This is a genomic window from Bifidobacterium tsurumiense (assembly GCF_000741765.1).
Taxonomy (GTDB): Bacteria; Actinomycetota; Actinomycetes; order Actinomycetales; family Bifidobacteriaceae; genus Bifidobacterium; species Bifidobacterium tsurumiense.
Window position 1 is genome coordinate 1 of record NZ_JGZU01000006.1, and the last position, 16482, is coordinate 16482.

The window sequence follows — 16482 nt, forward strand, 5'->3', positions numbered from 1 at the left end:
GCACCGCCAGCGCCGTCCTGCCTGCGGAGGTCTTCCCGTTCTTCTTCATCGTTCCGTGGCATTCGGGCAAAGTGGGTTCTCATACCATTCAGACAACCACATTCAAACGGCTCCCAGGCCTTGCCCCGCAACGCGCCACGTCCCGTTCCGGACACACATTCTGGCCGACCTCGAAAGTCCCCACCGCCACATTCAAACACCTCTCAGACCTTGCAGCACAAGGCATGAGAGGCGATTTCAGACACACATTCTGGCCAATAACCCCAAAATTCATCGAGCAGTCTCTCAACACTCCCAGAACATCGAACGATAAAACAGTTATCCACATCGTCTACATTTCGTGAATCTCATATCGCACCAAACTAATATTGAAGAAACGACACTTGAATCGGAAACAGACTTCTGACCGACGTTACTGGATGCATCTGCATGGGAAGCACCAGATACAAACAAACGAGTGTAACGCTGGATCAATATTGCACAGCGCAAATCACATTGACTGAAATTGGAAAGGGTCACGATGACAACCCCACAAGAAGGAAACATCATCCTGTATCAGGAAGATGGTCGTAATGTCCCTGTTGAGGTCACCTACCTAAATGAGACATTTTGGTTGACCCAGCAAAAAATGGCAGAACTATTTGGCGTAGACGTGCGAACTGTGAACGAGCACTTGGGAAATATCTTCAAAACCGAGGAGTTGCAACGCGAGGCAACTATCCGGAAATTCCGGATAGTTCGACAAGAAGGCTCCCGACAGGTTTCCAGGGAAGTATCGTTCTATAATTTGGATGCGATTATCGCAGTAGGATATCGCGTCAACAGCAAACAAGCCACCAAATTCCGCCAATGGACGACAGGCGTACTACGTGAATATATCGTCAAAGGATTTGTACTCAATGACGATTTGCTCAAGAACGGCAAACCCTTTGGCGATGATTATTTCGATGAACTGCTCGACCGCATACGAGATATACGGACCAGCGAACGCCGTTTCTGGCAAAAAATCACAGATCTATTCAGTGAGGTCAGTTGGGATTATGATGCAAAATCTCAGATAGCAAAGGACTTCTTTGCAAACTGCCAAAATAAGATGCATTACGCAATTACTCAACAGACGGCTGCAGAAATCGTGATGGATCGTGTTGATGCCTCAAAACCCAACATGGGTTTAACCACTTGGAAAGGCTCACCCCAGGGGCATCCTCATTCCAGCGATGTTGTTGTTGCAAAGAACTATTTACAAGAGCACGAGATCAAATCATTGAATACATTGACTACAGGTTTGCTGGATCTCGTGGAAACTCGCGTATTGAATCACACGCTGACGAGCATGAAAGAGTGCATTGCCCTAATTGACCAGTACATTTCTCTTTCCGGACTGCCGGTATTAGAAGGCAAAGGAACTCGAAGACATGAACAAATGAAAAGAAAAGCATTAGACGAGTTTCGCAAATGGGACGCGGCGCGAGAAAGCGATTTTGATAAATTTGCCAAAACAATTGGTACATCAAAGCGTAACTCGTGACGCATAACGCGTAATGCATAGCGAAACCGACGACCGACCCCAGAAGGCACCAGTTCAAATAATATATGCACATGGACCTGCAGAGGAGTCGGTCACCACTTGCAAACAGCGCCTCGCTATGCTCGCAACATTGCATGGACGCAACATGGCAATCGCATGTCTAAACAGCGGTTACCGGTTAGCAACCACCAGCGCTCAGCAAACAGCAACTCTCAGCAATTACCAATGCATCCCCAAACCTCCATTATCGCATCTTTCATGCGGTTTCGCCTTTGACATATTCCTCACGAGCAACAGCAATTGCCCTTAGGTTAGGAAGTGGACGTTGTCTGAGAATTCCAAGTCTTTTGAGAATCCAACAGCGCCTGGACCATGTGAACATCACCGCATAAGCGGCTAACCAGTAAGGAGTCCCCATGGATATTATTGACAACATCAAGGATGCAGCTCAGAGCGCTGGCGAGAAGATCGCCGACGTAGCTTCCGATCTCAAGGACAAGGCCTCAGACCTGGCCGACAAGGCTGGCGACAAGATCGACGAGATCAAGGCAGACGCCGAGGTCAAGAAGGCTGAAGCTGAGAAGGCAGCAACCGAAGTTAAGAACGACGCCAAGGAAGAGCTGCGCAAGGACGAGTAAGTTCCTCTTCCATGATGGGCAAGCGTACGCGTCCGTCATAAACATCGCACCCCGATTCGAGACCGCGAGGTACATAGTATCCGCGTCCGAGTCGGGGTGCGCTGCATATATGGGTTCGTTGCACAATGCAACTACCCGACGCAGGCAATTCCCCGCGATGCTCACGCACTCAAGGTATCTCCCTCAGGCATTTGGTCCAATGCTTGGTAGATTGCCGTAAACAGCTGAGCGGTGGGCTGGGCCACGGTCTTCCCCGGTTCCGTGAGGGAATAGATGGGAGCATCGCCGCTGTCATCACGAGCCACCAAACCATCCTCAACAAGAAGCCCAAGAGTTTGCGACAACATACGGTCGCTGATGCCTTCCACATCGCTGCGGAGCTGACCAAAGCGCCGAGATTGGCCTAGCAAAGCCGCAAGGACCAGGATGCTCCATCGGCGTGTCGCGTCCGTCAACAATTTTCTGGACGGACACTGCGCCGCAAAAACGTTGTAATTCTGCGGATTTTCGTATCCGTCACACATATCCTTCTGAGTCATGGATACAGCATAACGCATTTTTCGATTTGACGCTAACCAAATGTTAGTGATAGCGTAAAGGCATCACTTACAAAATGTAAGCAACATAACGAAGTGACGTGCGGACCGTACGCCACAACCAAAGGAGAACAATATGACCAACGCAACAATCTTCGGTAAGGGAAATATGGGTTCCGCAATCGCCAGCGTCTTCAAGAAGGCTGGTATTGAGTCTCAGGTCTTGGACGCTTCCACCCCGGCAGGCACCACCATTGAAGGCGACATCGTTGTGCTCGCCGTTCCATATCCAGCGCTTGCCACCATTGCCGACACTTATGGTGACCAGCTTGCCGGCAAGACCGTTGTGGACATCACTAACCCGTTGGACTTCTCCACCTTCGATTCGTTGGTCACCCCTGCTGACGGTTCTGCAGCAGCAGAACTTCAGGCCAAGCTTCCACAGGCCAAGGTGCTCAAGGCCTTCAACACCAACTTCGCCGCCACCTTGGCTTCCGGCAAGGTCGGCGAAGCCACCACCGTGGTTCAGGTTGCCGGAGATGACGACGATGCCAAGAAGTCTCTTATGGATGTGGTCAAGGCCGCAGGTCTGGACGCCATTGACGCCGGTTCCCTGAAGCGCGCCCGTGAACTCGAAGCTTTCGGCTTCCTGCAGCTCGCCTTGGCTGTGCGCGAGCAGATCAGCTTCACCGGCGGCTACACCATCACCCGCTGAGTCTAAATCCATTTCATAAGGCGCTGTTCAGAACCGACCAATCAATCGGCTCTGAACAGCGCCTTCGCCACCTAATTCGGCCAACCTATTGGTAAGAGCCGTACAGCAAGGAAGGGTAATTCCATAGGGAATACACCCTTCCTCCCCTGAGTGAACGAACACCGCGTTAATCAATCGCAAACAGTGCCGACGCCGAATAACTGAACGATATCGCCACCATATCTGGAGCGGAACCCAACACTCCCTGATCAATCACCGAACACAGGAATCTCCAAAACATCAGACAATCCCCCATCCGTCACTTCGACCTTCACGAAGGAGCCCGCCGCATTATCATCAATTTGAATTGCAGCCAGAGCTTCCCCGTAGTAAGTATCGGTTTCACCGCTCAGGAAACCCCCCTTGTTGTACGGTGCCGCACAACCGAAGCCAAGCAGTTTGCCGGAATCAACATTCATGTGCACAATACCTCTCTTCAAAGGTTTCGTCACACCCTCGTCATCGGCGTATCGCACACGGACAAACACGATCCGGCCAGGCATCACCCTTCCATCTTTTGCATATTCCAATTCGGCCAACAACCGAGTTTCTTTCTTGGCACTCACCAAATTGGTACGCCCGATTTCCTTGCCTTTGGAGTCATAGGCGATCGCCTCGATTACTCCAGTCTCATAAGTGCACGAGAAACGAGCCACACAATCATGTTTCATGCGCTTATGTCCGACCTCACGCCCATTGACAACCAGAGCAACGGATGCGGCACGGGCATACACTTCGACCTGCGCTTTCTTGCCTTCGCAGCCTTCCCAACTCCATGAATCGATGGCATTACTCATCTTCCATGCACTTGAGGAATGCTTGTCGCCAGTGCGGTTTACGGGACGAACCGCAATGAATGGTCCAGCATCCCGCTCCAGTGCCACTCGAGTGTAATATGCCTCTCCTAAAGGCTTACCGGTGAGATCCAAACGTCCTGATCCCGCAGTCAACCATCCAAAGCCGATATTCAGGTCGGCATAGTCCTCATATTCCCAGGCTCCGACACCGACTTCGCCCATATAATCCATGCCTGCCCACACAAAATCGCCTATCAGACGCGGATTCCTTTTGGCAAGTTCGCGGAACTTATACGCATCACTGCAGAATGTCTCGCTTCCGACTATCAGGCGATGGGGATACGCCTTCAGATCCCGGCGATATCGCTTTATTCCATAGTTATATCCCGCAACATCCATGGCGGCAAAAGCATCCTTGGTAACCCAATCGCAGAACGGAAGCGTCGCACCGGTTTTCATGAAGTCAGCACCCAGCAAACCGGCCATATTGTTGTAGAATTCGCTTCCAACCGCACGATGCTTCTCTGGAACTTCGCCGGCATCTTTGCGTTGCTGAGCCTGCTCAAGTTCTCGAGCCGCTTTTTTATCCGAGTACTGGCCAAGACCAATCGAGCTGAGGAAATTGAAGAAGATATTCACGCCGCAGGTCACTGGTCTGCTGGGATCAAGCTCATGCAACCAATGAGTCATCTCCTGTGCAAGCGCTATTCCCCGATCTTGCGCGGTCTCACTAACCTCGTTTCCCGTCGAATACATGATGACACTTGGATGGTTACGGTCTTTGTTCACCATATCCTTCAAATCTTCGCGCCACCATTGATCGAAATGTTCAACGTAATCATGCTGGGTTTTGTGAATATACCAATGATCGATATATTCATCCATCATCAACATGCCCAACCGGTCACAGGCATCCAGCATGGCCTTGGAACAAGGATTATGCGCGGAACGAATGGCATTGTAGCCGTTATTGCGCATGAGCAGGACTTTGCGTTCCTCGGCATCAGCGTATGCGCAAGCACCCAAAATGCCATTATCGTGATGCAGACATGCACCCTGAAGAATCACACGCTCACCGTTGATAAGCAGACCGTCATCTCCCCAAGTCAACGAGCGAATGCCAAAATTGACCGACGCAGTATCCTCATCACCTGTATCCGATATGAATCGCACATCACAGGAATGAAGCACAGGATTGGCCGGAGACCACAGTGTCGCAGATGGCACCTCAACAACGAAAAAGCCGGTCTTTGATTCCTGAATGAAGCTCTGCTGAATACCTAGCGAGGGAATATCGACAACCACTTTCCCGGGGGCCGTCGTCGTTACCGTGAATTCAAGTCGGGCGCTGCCTCCTTCACCATGTTCCTCAAGCGTCCGTACCCCTATGCCATCCGGCACAATATGCTCTTTTGGGCCAGCCCATAGGCTTATCGGACGATATATTCCCGCCCCCGAATACCACCTGCTATTGGGCTGATCGGCATTCCTCGCAATAACACGAAGTTCATTCGATTCGCCCCACTCAATCGAATTTGTGATATCTACATAAAAATTGGTATATCCATATGGGCGGAAGCCCAATTGCTTTCCGTTGAGCCAAACCTCAGCATTGTGATACACCCCTTCAAATTCCAATATCATCGACTTCCCCAACAAGGCATTGTCCGGAATGAAATGCTTGACATATTCGTAGTCTCGCCCTTCGAACCACCCCCCATTGGGACCGTTGAAAGCCAAAGCATGCCGCTTCTCCCCGAGCATGGCATCGTGAGGAATGGTTACCGGCGTGAAACCCTCATCGCTATCAAGATGGCGATAAGCCCAATCATGATTGAAATTGATTGCGTACATAGTGAATTTCCTAGTTGTACCAGTGTTCGTGAACGGTGTGGAGGAAGCGCTTACATATATGCAAGAGCGGGCTTGCCGGAAACCTGAGGAAAGGCGGCAAAGCCCTCACTTTCCTCCACAGCCGTGCATGTTTATATCTTTGCTATGCGGATGCTGCCATCTCGACTTCTAAGGCCACATGCCTTTCTTGATGACGAGAAAAAGCTCTGACTATCAAGGCCACAATGGCGACGAAATAACATGCCACACCGATGAGCGAGATATTCAATGCGACCTGTTCAGCCTGAGGATAATTCACTGGGATAAAGTAAATATCCGCAGCCAAACGAACTCGCTGCATAACGAAGTAGGCGAAGCCCACAATGAACAGGATCTCGGAAGCGATAAGCATCGCATCCAATGCCCATTGCTGCAGTCTCGTATCGAGGAATACGGTCATCATGACAACCAGGATTCCGATGATTCCACTGGATACCGCAATAACGCTCACACCTTGTCCTGCCAGATATCCGGTGGCCGAGGTCACCACGTAGAGTATCGTTCCGACAGCCGCAGCAAGAGCAGCGACAAATTCGGGAATATGCAATCGTAATGTCGTTACCATATCAATTCCTTTCCTGCGTATTAGCATGCGGTCGGGGCTGGGGAATCAGTCTTCACAGACCGAGCCTTGCGTACCGAGACCAGCACATACCCAAGCACGCCAGCCACGGTCAGCACACCCGCCACGGCGATTGCTCCCATATATGCAGCTCTCCACCACGTCATCACGGATTCCGTATGCGTTGATGAGTTCACACCATTCAAAGCATTGGAATTGGCGATCGCCCACAATGAGTAGTGCAAATTGCGCTGAATGGCCGAGAGCACATTCCTATCGCTACCCAACGCATCAGCCGTCCAATAGCTCACACCTTGATTGCCGAAACCGCAGAATGCCGAGGTTCCAGCCAGAATCGATTCCTTTGGAGCAGCATGGGGAGATACTGAGGTGAAGTCAGTAACCGCATAGCCGGTGAAACCCCATTCGTCGCGAAGGATATTGGTCATGACCGCCGCATTGGCACTAGATGCAACTGCACCGATGCGGTTATATGAGGTCATCACGCCCAACGCACCTTGCTGGTAGACCTTATCACCGGCATCCTCATCAGAGAAGGTTGCCGAACGCCCCTTGGCTTCCATTGCCTGCTGCAGATTGCGCAATTCCAATTCACGAGCTTTTTGCTCATTCATGAACACCGCAATACCTGAACGGTTGATCTCCTGATCGTTGAATGCAATATGTTTCACGTTCACCAAGGTGCCCTTGGACTGCGCGCCCTGCACCACTGCCGAGCCGATGTATCCCGACAAAATTGGATCTTCGGAATAGTACTCCACACCGCGCGAGTTGTATGCGTGGCGATGCAGATTCATGCCAGGGCCAATGATGATCGGCAAGTTGAATACCAAGCTGCTTTCGCCAAGAATCACCTCACCGTTGCGGTAGGCAAGATTCTTATTCCAGCTATATGCAAGATTCACCGGAGATGGCGCGACGCGTGCGCTCTTATCGGCATACTGGTCTGCATCCGCATAAGGAGTGCCTTGATATTGCCCTTCATTCAGATAGTGTGAATCCGAACCGCCAGGTCCATCATCAGTGGTCATCTCCTGAAGGCCCACGGAATCAATGGCTCCTATGGCATGGAATGCCGTCTCCGCAAAATGCATGAACTCAGAAACAGAAACCTTGCTGACCAACTCTGACCACCGTTCATCATTGAAGTCAGCACCCTTCATATCATTGAGCGTCAAATTGCTGGACTCATCACCCACGGAAATATCAGAGACGTCGTCATCGGTATTCAACGCAATGAAATCGTTGTTCAGCAACGTGGCCACGCGGCCTTCCGCCTGAAGACCCTCATATGTTTTCGGGAATGTGCCATTCCAATCCGACCTTGTCAGGTAAGTGACAGTGTCCGGCTCGAAAGCGTTGTAATCCATGGCATAATCGCCATCGGACAGCTGGTTGGTGATGGCGGTGCCATTATCCGATACTGAGAACGTATCGGCATCCACATCGCCATCCCACGTCCACTTGTAAGTGTTCGCGGAATTTCCTTCCTGCGTCATGCCATCGTTCACACCGTATCCTTGCGCCGCAAGAACGTTATTCAAGGCATCATGCGCATCTGTTCCGATTGCGAAGTAATAATCGCCCGGATCCACGATGTAGGTCTTGGCCCCTGCGCTGTCATAGCTCGCCAAATTCGCCAAGTCGACCGTCATGGTGATGGTTTGAGACGCGCCTGGATCCAACATATCCGTTTTCTCAAAGTCCATGAGCTGAACGGCGGATTTTTCGACTCCGTTGGCTTTGTCATAATCCGTGTAAGGCACCGAAGCATAGAGCTGCACCACTGATTTACCGGCTACTTCACCGGTATTCGTCGTGGTCACAACAACTGTGGCGCTCTTCTTATCGCCTTGCACACTCACCGAGTCGATATTCTGTTGGAAAGTTGTGTAGCTCAGTCCGTAACCGAATGGATATACCACCTCATTGGCGTAATTCCACGTACCATCAGAATCCGAAACGGTTCCATCAGCATTGGTATACGTGCCTGCGGCAGCCTGTTCTCCGCCATTGCCCATGATGATATCCGCATACCGAGTTTCGTAATATCGGTATCCGGTATAAATACCCTCAGATTCGATGAGATAGGAATTCACAGCAGCATCCTCAGCAAAATCGGATGCATTGCTCCACGCAATATTGCCGTAATTACGCATGGCCGGAGCCAAAGCCGAATTCTTGGCCATGACATCACCCAAATGGGCCGAAGGCGATACCGTTCCGTTCAATACATCGGCCACACCATAGAAACCGTATGCACCTGGATATCCAATCCACATGATGGCGTCGATATCCGGATCATCCTGCAAATTGGCGATTTCCATTGGATTCGTCGAGTTGACCAACACAATAACCTTATTGAAATTGGCCTTTGCCTCATTCACCAGCGCCATCTCCTCGTCACTTAGCGACAGGATATTGCCGGTTACGGTATGCACTCCATCGGCCAATCCTTGTACCCCTGGATAATAACCATCGCCATTTTCTCCTGCAGGGCGTCCCACAACGACGATTGCAGCATCGTCATAGTTCGCATATTGGCTTGCAAATTCCGGATTCAATGACTTGAGCTCGTCAAGACTCAGCTCTTTGGGATCGTCATATGCCGTAATATCGGCATATTCAGGCAGAATGCCACCTCCGAATTTAGGCGTAGTCCATTCTTTGTCTGAAAAATACGATTCATACGCCTTGAGCGTTTCAGGATTCAACGTAAACCCGCTGTCCTGGAACACCTGCGTTATTTGAACCGTGGAATTGCCATCGGTGACCGAGCCACCGGAGCTGCCATATACGGGTGCATAGCTGCGCACGCCGAACATGGTTATCTTGGCGGATTTGGAAATGGGGAGGGCGTTATCCTCATTTTTCAGCAAAACAGAAGTCTCCTGCGACTCTTCTATCGCCATGTTTTTGAAGCCTTCATAGGCATCCTGCGCCGTTTTGAATTCTGACTGATACGTCCAGCTATCACCTCCGTCCGCCGACGCATCGGTCACCGTGCGTTGACTACGTGTCCCTACGAATGCATCCAAAGACGTTCGATAGGTCTCCATAATCGCTCCAGCCATTATGGCAATGGCGAGAAGGAAAGCCCCGACTGCGGTTATGCCGCGCCATAGGCTCACATGCTTGGTCATCTCATCCTCCTTGACACACTTCATGAGCAACTCGACAGCGAGTGCTTCATTACCAGTGTGGGAAATAGAATCGGTTTCGCCAAGATGAGGTTCCTGAATGGTCATTTTCACGCTGTGAACGACATTGGATAGGGGTTTCTGAAATGATTGCCGCACTCAGCACAGTGCTTCTTTGCCTGTACCTCATAAGAAATGCCGCATGCCGATCGACCTTCGTTATCCCGCCAATGCCATGGCTCCATTGCGCTCTGACCGGAGTGAAACAACAGCCGAAAGTGGATATTCAATCAACAAGACGGCTGCCGACTGCGGATTGCATGACTGAAACCTTGCGTCGTATGATCGCTGTTCCTATCTTGCCTGCGACTGCTGTTGGGGCACAGGAATGATGACCGTCAATTTGAACACGTTATGTTCCGTTGCCACAGAAATATATCCGCCATACTGATCAGCGATAAGTTTAATGGAACGCATTCCAAACCCATGATTAATAACATCCTCTTTGGTCGTGGCTGGCAACCCATCAAGCATTTTCAATTCACCGGCATAGGGATTCACTACGCGGATAATCGCCATGCCTTTGCTCTCCTGTATGCGAACCGTCAGATACCGCAAACTGTTCTGAGGCATCCGGCCAATGGCTTCTAAGGCGTTGTCCAATGCGTTGCCAAGCAAAGAATAGATGTCCGCAGGAGACATGAACCCAAGTAACGAACCATCTACCATGCGGTCAAATTGAATTCCCCGCTGCTCGCATAACAGTGCTTTTTGCGCCAACAACACATCTATTGTTTCGTTTCCGGTTCTCACGCTGGAGTCATATATCTCAACCAAATCCGTAAGTTCTGCTCGTTGTTCATCAGAAATCGCCGCACCTAACGACGAGATTTGCTTCTTGAGATCATGCGTTTTCACATTGATGACATCAATCGTCTCTTTTGAGCTTTCCAACTGCTGTTTCTGTTGACGCAATAGTTGCTGGAGTATGGCACTGTCTGCCATAGCCTGCTGCTTACCCACCAATTCAATGCCCAGTGCAAGCATAAACACACAAGTCACAAAATCGAACAGGCTGAAAACCGTGTATGCCTGGTAATCATGCATCGGCGTTACCGACAGGTTGAACATATTCGTGAACACACTCACACAGAGCATCATTCCCACCAACATGGCGAAAATCGAATGCCCTTTCAACATCACGGCCTGCTTCACCAATGGCCTTGCAAAAATCACGTATCCGACAATGTACAGCGGAATTTGCAGGACCGCATACATCACATCGACATCATGCACAGCAACCCAACCTGACACAGACAACCATACGGAACTAATGCGTGCCCCACGATACACAAGATGCTGCAACGCCCCGCTCATGACAACATAGAACAACGCCTGTCGCAGATTGATATTCCAACACCACAGCATCCAAGCCACAACCAGGGCATACACCAAGATATTTTGAGCCGTTATCGCCCATAGCGACTGCAACCCCCACTGCGACCATGCATACGTCACCACCAGCATGTCTGAAAAGCAAAGGGCACTCTTCAGTACCCACGCCTTGCGTCTGGGCAGCCACCACATAAACATCAATGCTGCTATACCAAGCTCAACAACCATTCCTGTGCTATCGAAGAACAGCACCAGCATTCCTAATCCTTGGTCGATGCCCACTCGTACCTGCCTTATGCCTTCTTGCCGCGATTACAGAACCAGTCCTTCGCCCAGCACTGTAGCCAAATCTCTCATAAACGTCTTCTTATAGGTGCGCCCGATATTGAGCAGAACTCCACCAGACATCACGAGCTGGGAGCCCCGAACAGCCTGGATATGCCGGACGTTGACCACAAAAGCCTTGCTGCATCTCAGGAATCCGCGTTCGGCGAGTTTCTCCTGCACTTCTTGCAATGCTCCGGAACCGGTGATAACCCCTTTGCTGGTGTGATACATCAGGCTGTGCCCACGGACTTCAATATAAGCGATATCGCGCAACAACACCCTTTGGGCACCGCCTCGCTGCATCAGCAATACGGCCGATGACCGCTCAGTGCGGATGGCGATGGCCCTGCTGAGTTTTCTGCTGAAATCAGGATATGACAATGGTTTAATCACATAATCCATGGCGTCAACCTCATAGCCCTTGGTGGCAAATTGCGCCATATTAGTCACGAAAATCAACGTGACCTGAGCATCCATAGCCCGAAGGCGACGCGCAGCATCCATGCCGTTCATATTGGGCATTTCAATATCCATGAACACGATATCCCAAGTTGCACGGTATTCTTCCAGGAATCGAGTCGGCTCATGGAAAGTGGCGACACTACATTCCGCGCCATTGCCTTCCTCCTGCATATAGCGCTGTATATATGCTCGAAGGCGTGCGGCATCCTGTTCGTCATCCTCGACAATAGCGATGCTAAACATTACATCTGCTCCTCACCATTGGTCAGCGCTCGTATCCGACACGATAGCGTGTGAGTGCGGACAGTGTCCAATATTTGCCAGCAACATACAAAGCGCCGACATGGGTTTCACAACTCATGCCGGCGTCTGGCGCAATGCATAATGCCGACTCCATAAGTCGTCAGGAGCCGGCATTGCAGCGATTACATCATCTTATGGCGATTATTACTTGGTTTCTGCCTTGTTTGCAGCCAAGGAGTCGCGAATCTCCTGCAAGAGCAGAACGGTGCGATCTTCGGCGCTGAGTTCCGGCTCTTCGTCAACCTTCTCGGCTTCTTCTTCAGCCTTGGTCTTGGCCATCAGGGCTTCGGTCATATCACGGAACTTGTTAATCGGAACCAGCACGCAGAAGTACACGGCGGCAGCAATGATGATGAAGTTCAGCAGAGCGCCGAGAATTGCACCGATGGAAATGGTGGCACCGTTGAAAGTGAATGCGAGCACGCCGGACAGGTCTGGCTCGCCGAAAATCATGGCAATCAGCGGGTTGATGAGGTTCTCCACAATGGAATTGACCACAGCGGTGACAGCAGAGCCCATAACCACGCCAACGGCCATGTCAATCATATTGCCGCGGGCTATGAATTTCTTGAATCCGTCTATCATCTGTTCTCCTTGAATATTGATATTCGAAATTGATATTGAAAGTCTTACCAACCGTGCGCATGAACACAACGCACCAGTTCAAGGATATCCCATTTCGGCAGTAAAACACTGGAATTGCCGCCTTTTGACCATGTGAGATTTAGCACACGAGGCAACAACATTACCGAAATGAAGAGGCAGTAATTATTGCTGAACCAGAGTTAACGAGCGGGAAAAACCGACGAGCAGCCTTTGCATCCATGCCGACGCCAGCTCAAACTATTGCACCGCACAAAACAATGCCGCCCGCATCAATTTGACACGAGCGGCATCTTGGAAGGAAAACAACCAGCTCGAATTATTCGACGTTGGCGTGGTTGGCGTTGGCCTGTGCATCGGACACCTTGTCTCGACGCGAAATCTTCAGGCACAAAGCATCAAGGGCAATATGCACAGACTGGTCGAACAGCGAGCTCAGCAACTGAATGGAGCCACCGGCCTCACCCTTCACACGGCCCGGCACCACGATTATCGCATCCGCAGCCTGTGCGAGCGCAGACTCCGGTTTGGAGGTCACGGCAATCACCTTGACCCCGAGCTTCTTTGCCGCCTCGGCATCCTCGACTGTGCGACGGGTGCTTCCGGAACCGGAGATGGCCAGTAGCACATCGCCTTCGTGCATGGATGGGCAAATGGTTTCGCCCATCATGTAGCTCGTGTAGCCAATATGCATCATGCGCATGGCGAAGCTGCGTGCCTGGAATCCAGAACGTCCCTCACCTGCTGCATATACTCGCGTATTCTTGGTGATCAATGGCAGGGCGTGATCGATATCGCCCTCATCCATTTTGGCGATAACACCTTGTATTTCCTCAACGATGGTGCCGAGCACCGGTTCATTGTATTCACTCATATTTTGTCCTTTCCTTGAAATTCAAAAGTTCATAAAACTCAACGGTTCACGGTCGCCTGTGCATAACGCATTGAACCGAGCCAAACTCTCCTAAGACGAAATCACCCCAATATGGCGATTGACGAAAACATCCAAACAATCGTCTGCGTTGTGGCGAATCCGAAATCAAGCATCAGATTCACCACAACACCACATCAGGCCCTCCAGATCATGCAAATGCCTGCTTGCTGGCCTTGCATGCAGCAGCAATATCATCCGCCTTGGTGATTGCCGAACCCATTATGGCAATCTCCACGCCTTGCTCAGCCAGACCCCTCAACTGCTCCCGCTTGATGCCGCCTGCAATCGCGATGTGCTTGATCTGAGGGAAACGCTGTTGAAATGCGGCCACCTGATCCACCGGATCCACCGTTGCACCGGAATCCACTGAGGTGTGCAGGCAATACACGGCATCTTCAAAATCTGCGATATTGGCGATACGCTCCTCATCGCATTCCAACAGGTCGATCATCATAACACCGTTTTGGTTTTGCGCTGAGTCATAGCAAGCCTGCAAGGTGCCCATTGAAGACGATCCCATTACCGTGAGGTAATCGAAACCGCAATCATAACCAAGGTCGAATTCGTATTTTCCTTCGTCGCAGGTTTTGATATCTCCCAAAATAGCCGTGTTTTCCTGCGCCTTTACTCGCTCAGTAAGACCTGTCAGCGCTTTCATACCGAATTCCTTGACCAGCGAAGTGCCGATTTCGATAACATCAGCATCTGCTCCAACAGCATCAATTATGGCTTCTGCACGAGGGATGTCGACTCGGTCGATGGCAACCTGCAACTTCACAGCGAAACCTCCTGACGAGGAGTGCTGGCAATGAAGTCCGCCAATTCCTGCGTGGTTGGTAGTCCCTCGGAATCGGAAACGCTCGTGACCTGAATAGCTCCGACGGCATTGGCCCTCTCGAGCAGACGCTCGTCATCCAGACCCTCAAGCAAACCGGTGATCACACCGGCAGCGAAGCCATCACCTGCGCCAACGGTATCCACTACTTCCACCACGAAGCTGGGCACCACGGTTTCCAAACGGTTGCCGTCAGCATCGCGTTCGAAGAGCACCGACCCTTCGGCACCGAGTTTGATAATGACCTTGGAAACTCCCATATCCATGTAGTAATCGGCAATGGCACGAGGATCTTCCAGTCCGGAGAACAGACGGCCTTCGCTCAATCCAGGCATGAATACATCCGCCTTGGCAGCGAGCTTATTGGTGGCTTCAATCATGCTTTGCTCGCTATCCCACAGCGTTGGGCGAGGATTGGGATCAAAGGTGACCAGCGCTCCATGCTGCTTGGCTGTGTCAATCAGACGTTCGACAGTCTCATAGGTCTTATCGGTGAGCGCCGAGAAGATTCCGGTGACGTGCAGCACTTTCAATCCATCAAAAGACAAGTCATCCACGATGTCAGGCGTGGTTTGCGAAGCCGCTGAACCGGCGCGGAAATAGATGACCTTGGGCTCGCCATCGCTGGAACGAACTTTAAGCTGATATCCGGTTGCGGCACCGTCCATACGGCGAATACCGGTGGTATCGAAACCGATGCCGTTCATGTAATCCACGATGAGATCGCCTTGCCAATCGTTACCCAATGTGGTGACATAGCTGACCGAATGTCCCTGACGCTGAACACCAATAGCCACATTGAATTCCGCTCCGGCCATCTGGCGTGGCAATGTACGGGCTTCCATAAAGGTTTCGGGAGAGTCTGCGATGAGATTCACCATCGGCTCTCCGATGGTCATGACTTCTGACATGATGTGCCTCTTTCTTAAGTATTAATGATTGAATGCGGTTTGCGAATAAGCCTCAGTCTTCAACGACTTCACGCACCGCTGCTACCTGTCCCGCAACGTCTTGTTCTTCTATGGGGAATTCGAGGAATACCGGGATATCTGCGGACAGCTGAGGAAGCATGGCCTTCCAGTTAATGACTCCATCCTGCAACATCGTGGTGCTGAGCTGGTCGCGCTCCGCTGCACCGTTGACATTCTTGAGGTGGAATACGGTGATCTCGTTCTTCAACTGCTCGAATGCAGCATCGGCATCCTCACCGCGCCAGAACCAGTTGCCCAAGTCGAAGGTATATCCGATATTGCCGCCGACTTCCTTGATGTGCTTCAGGGATGCAGTCGTGCACGCCAAGGTTCCGTTTTCAGGGGTCTGGTCATTTTCAATGCTCAGCGTCACGCCATGTGCATCGGCTTCTTTATCGATGCGAGCGATAACAGCAGCATCCACATCCTTGATGTCTCCTTGGTTGAACTTCACATTCTTGACGCTCATGCGCTGTGCTTCATCCAAGAAACCGACGAATCCCGGGTTGACGTCACCGTCAATGGTTATGGATTCGGGCACGGAATAGAACAAATCCAATCCGTTGTCCTTGGCCGATTGAGCGATTGCGTCGTATTCAGCATCATCGGAGATGAATTCGCGACGAACTTCAGCCAGTGTTATGCCGAGCTTTGCAATGGTTGGAAGGAGAGCGGACTGTGCGGTCCCTTCTTTCAATGCGCTCATATAGACGAGGGTGTTGATACCGATGGTGGTCATGATGTCTCCTTAGTGATTGTGTTAGTGATTGTGCAGTGGATAGT

The 16482-nt window shown here is 51.0% G+C and carries 15 protein-coding genes; 4 read left to right on the plus strand and 11 right to left on the minus strand.

From position 1 onward, the window contains the following. The 3 genes from BITS_RS09475 to BITS_RS03335 all read left to right on the plus strand — a co-directional run. Positions 1-344: hypothetical protein (locus BITS_RS09475; protein ID WP_044259379.1), on the plus strand; the 344-nt coding region annotated here is incomplete at its 5' end. A gap of 176 nt (positions 345-520) precedes the next feature. After that, entirely contained in the window at positions 521-1528 is a 1008-nt protein-coding gene (locus tag BITS_RS03330; protein ID WP_026642475.1) for a virulence RhuM family protein, read from the plus strand. A 416-nt stretch (positions 1529-1944) separates the two neighbouring features. Then, complete coding sequence (locus tag BITS_RS03335) at positions 1945-2166, plus strand: hypothetical protein (RefSeq protein ID WP_026642476.1); 222 nt, start codon at positions 1945-1947, stop codon at positions 2164-2166. Between the two features lie 161 nt (positions 2167-2327). On the opposite strand, the gene BITS_RS03340 is transcribed toward BITS_RS03335, so the two are convergent. Further along, the gene (locus BITS_RS03340) at positions 2328-2705 is read right to left on the minus strand and encodes a winged helix-turn-helix transcriptional regulator (RefSeq protein WP_044259390.1); all 378 of its coding nucleotides are present in this window, start codon (positions 2703-2705) and stop codon (positions 2328-2330) included. Between the two features lie 133 nt (positions 2706-2838). Here BITS_RS03340 and BITS_RS03345 point away from each other — a divergent pair, with 133 nt between their 5' ends. Further along, positions 2839-3417, plus strand: coding sequence for an NADPH-dependent F420 reductase (locus BITS_RS03345; RefSeq protein ID WP_026642478.1), 579 nt, complete (start codon positions 2839-2841; stop codon positions 3415-3417). 248 nt (positions 3418-3665) lie between these two features. Here the strand turns inward: BITS_RS03345 and BITS_RS03350 are convergent, their stop codons facing one another. The 10 genes from BITS_RS03350 to BITS_RS03395 all read right to left on the minus strand — a co-directional run bounded on the left by BITS_RS03350 (position 3666) and on the right by BITS_RS03395 (position 16438). Beyond that, positions 3666-6107: a glycoside hydrolase family 2 TIM barrel-domain containing protein gene (locus tag BITS_RS03350; protein ID WP_026642479.1), complete on the minus strand. Its 2442-nt coding sequence runs from the start codon at positions 6105-6107 to the stop codon at positions 3666-3668. A 142-nt stretch (positions 6108-6249) separates the two neighbouring features. Further along, a complete protein-coding gene (locus BITS_RS03355) occupies positions 6250-6711 on the minus strand; it encodes a hypothetical protein (RefSeq protein WP_026642480.1) in 462 nt (153 codons plus the stop codon). A gap of 20 nt (positions 6712-6731) precedes the next feature. Continuing rightward, positions 6732-9977 carry a glycoside hydrolase family 3 protein gene (locus BITS_RS03360; protein ID WP_238556536.1) on the minus strand — a complete coding sequence of 1082 codons (3246 nt, stop codon included), beginning with the start codon at positions 9975-9977 and terminating at the stop codon, positions 6732-6734. A gap of 246 nt (positions 9978-10223) precedes the next feature. After that, positions 10224-11546 carry an ATP-binding protein gene (locus tag BITS_RS03365; RefSeq protein WP_238556533.1) on the minus strand — a complete coding sequence of 441 codons (1323 nt, stop codon included), beginning with the start codon at positions 11544-11546 and terminating at the stop codon, positions 10224-10226. A gap of 30 nt (positions 11547-11576) precedes the next feature. After that, positions 11577-12296: a LytR/AlgR family response regulator transcription factor gene (locus tag BITS_RS03370; RefSeq protein WP_026642483.1), complete on the minus strand. Its 720-nt coding sequence runs from the start codon at positions 12294-12296 to the stop codon at positions 11577-11579. Between the two features lie 204 nt (positions 12297-12500). Continuing rightward, complete coding sequence (gene mscL / locus BITS_RS03375) at positions 12501-12941, minus strand: large conductance mechanosensitive channel protein MscL (protein WP_026642484.1); 441 nt, start codon at positions 12939-12941, stop codon at positions 12501-12503. 337 nt (positions 12942-13278) lie between these two features. Beyond that, positions 13279-13833, minus strand: coding sequence for a 6-phospho-3-hexuloisomerase (hxlB, locus tag BITS_RS03380; protein WP_026642485.1), 555 nt, complete (start codon positions 13831-13833; stop codon positions 13279-13281). A gap of 208 nt (positions 13834-14041) precedes the next feature. Next, entirely contained in the window at positions 14042-14671 is a 630-nt protein-coding gene (locus tag BITS_RS03385; RefSeq protein ID WP_026642486.1) for an orotidine 5'-phosphate decarboxylase / HUMPS family protein, read from the minus strand. Further along, a complete protein-coding gene (locus BITS_RS03390; protein WP_026642487.1) occupies positions 14668-15639 on the minus strand; it encodes a sugar kinase in 972 nt (323 codons plus the stop codon). The genes BITS_RS03385 and BITS_RS03390 overlap by 4 nt, the downstream gene beginning before the upstream one ends. A gap of 52 nt (positions 15640-15691) precedes the next feature. Then, positions 15692-16438, minus strand: a complete 747-nt coding sequence (locus tag BITS_RS03395; protein ID WP_026642488.1) for a sugar phosphate isomerase/epimerase family protein — start codon at positions 16436-16438, stop codon at positions 15692-15694. Positions 16439-16482: the final 44 nt, after the last annotated feature.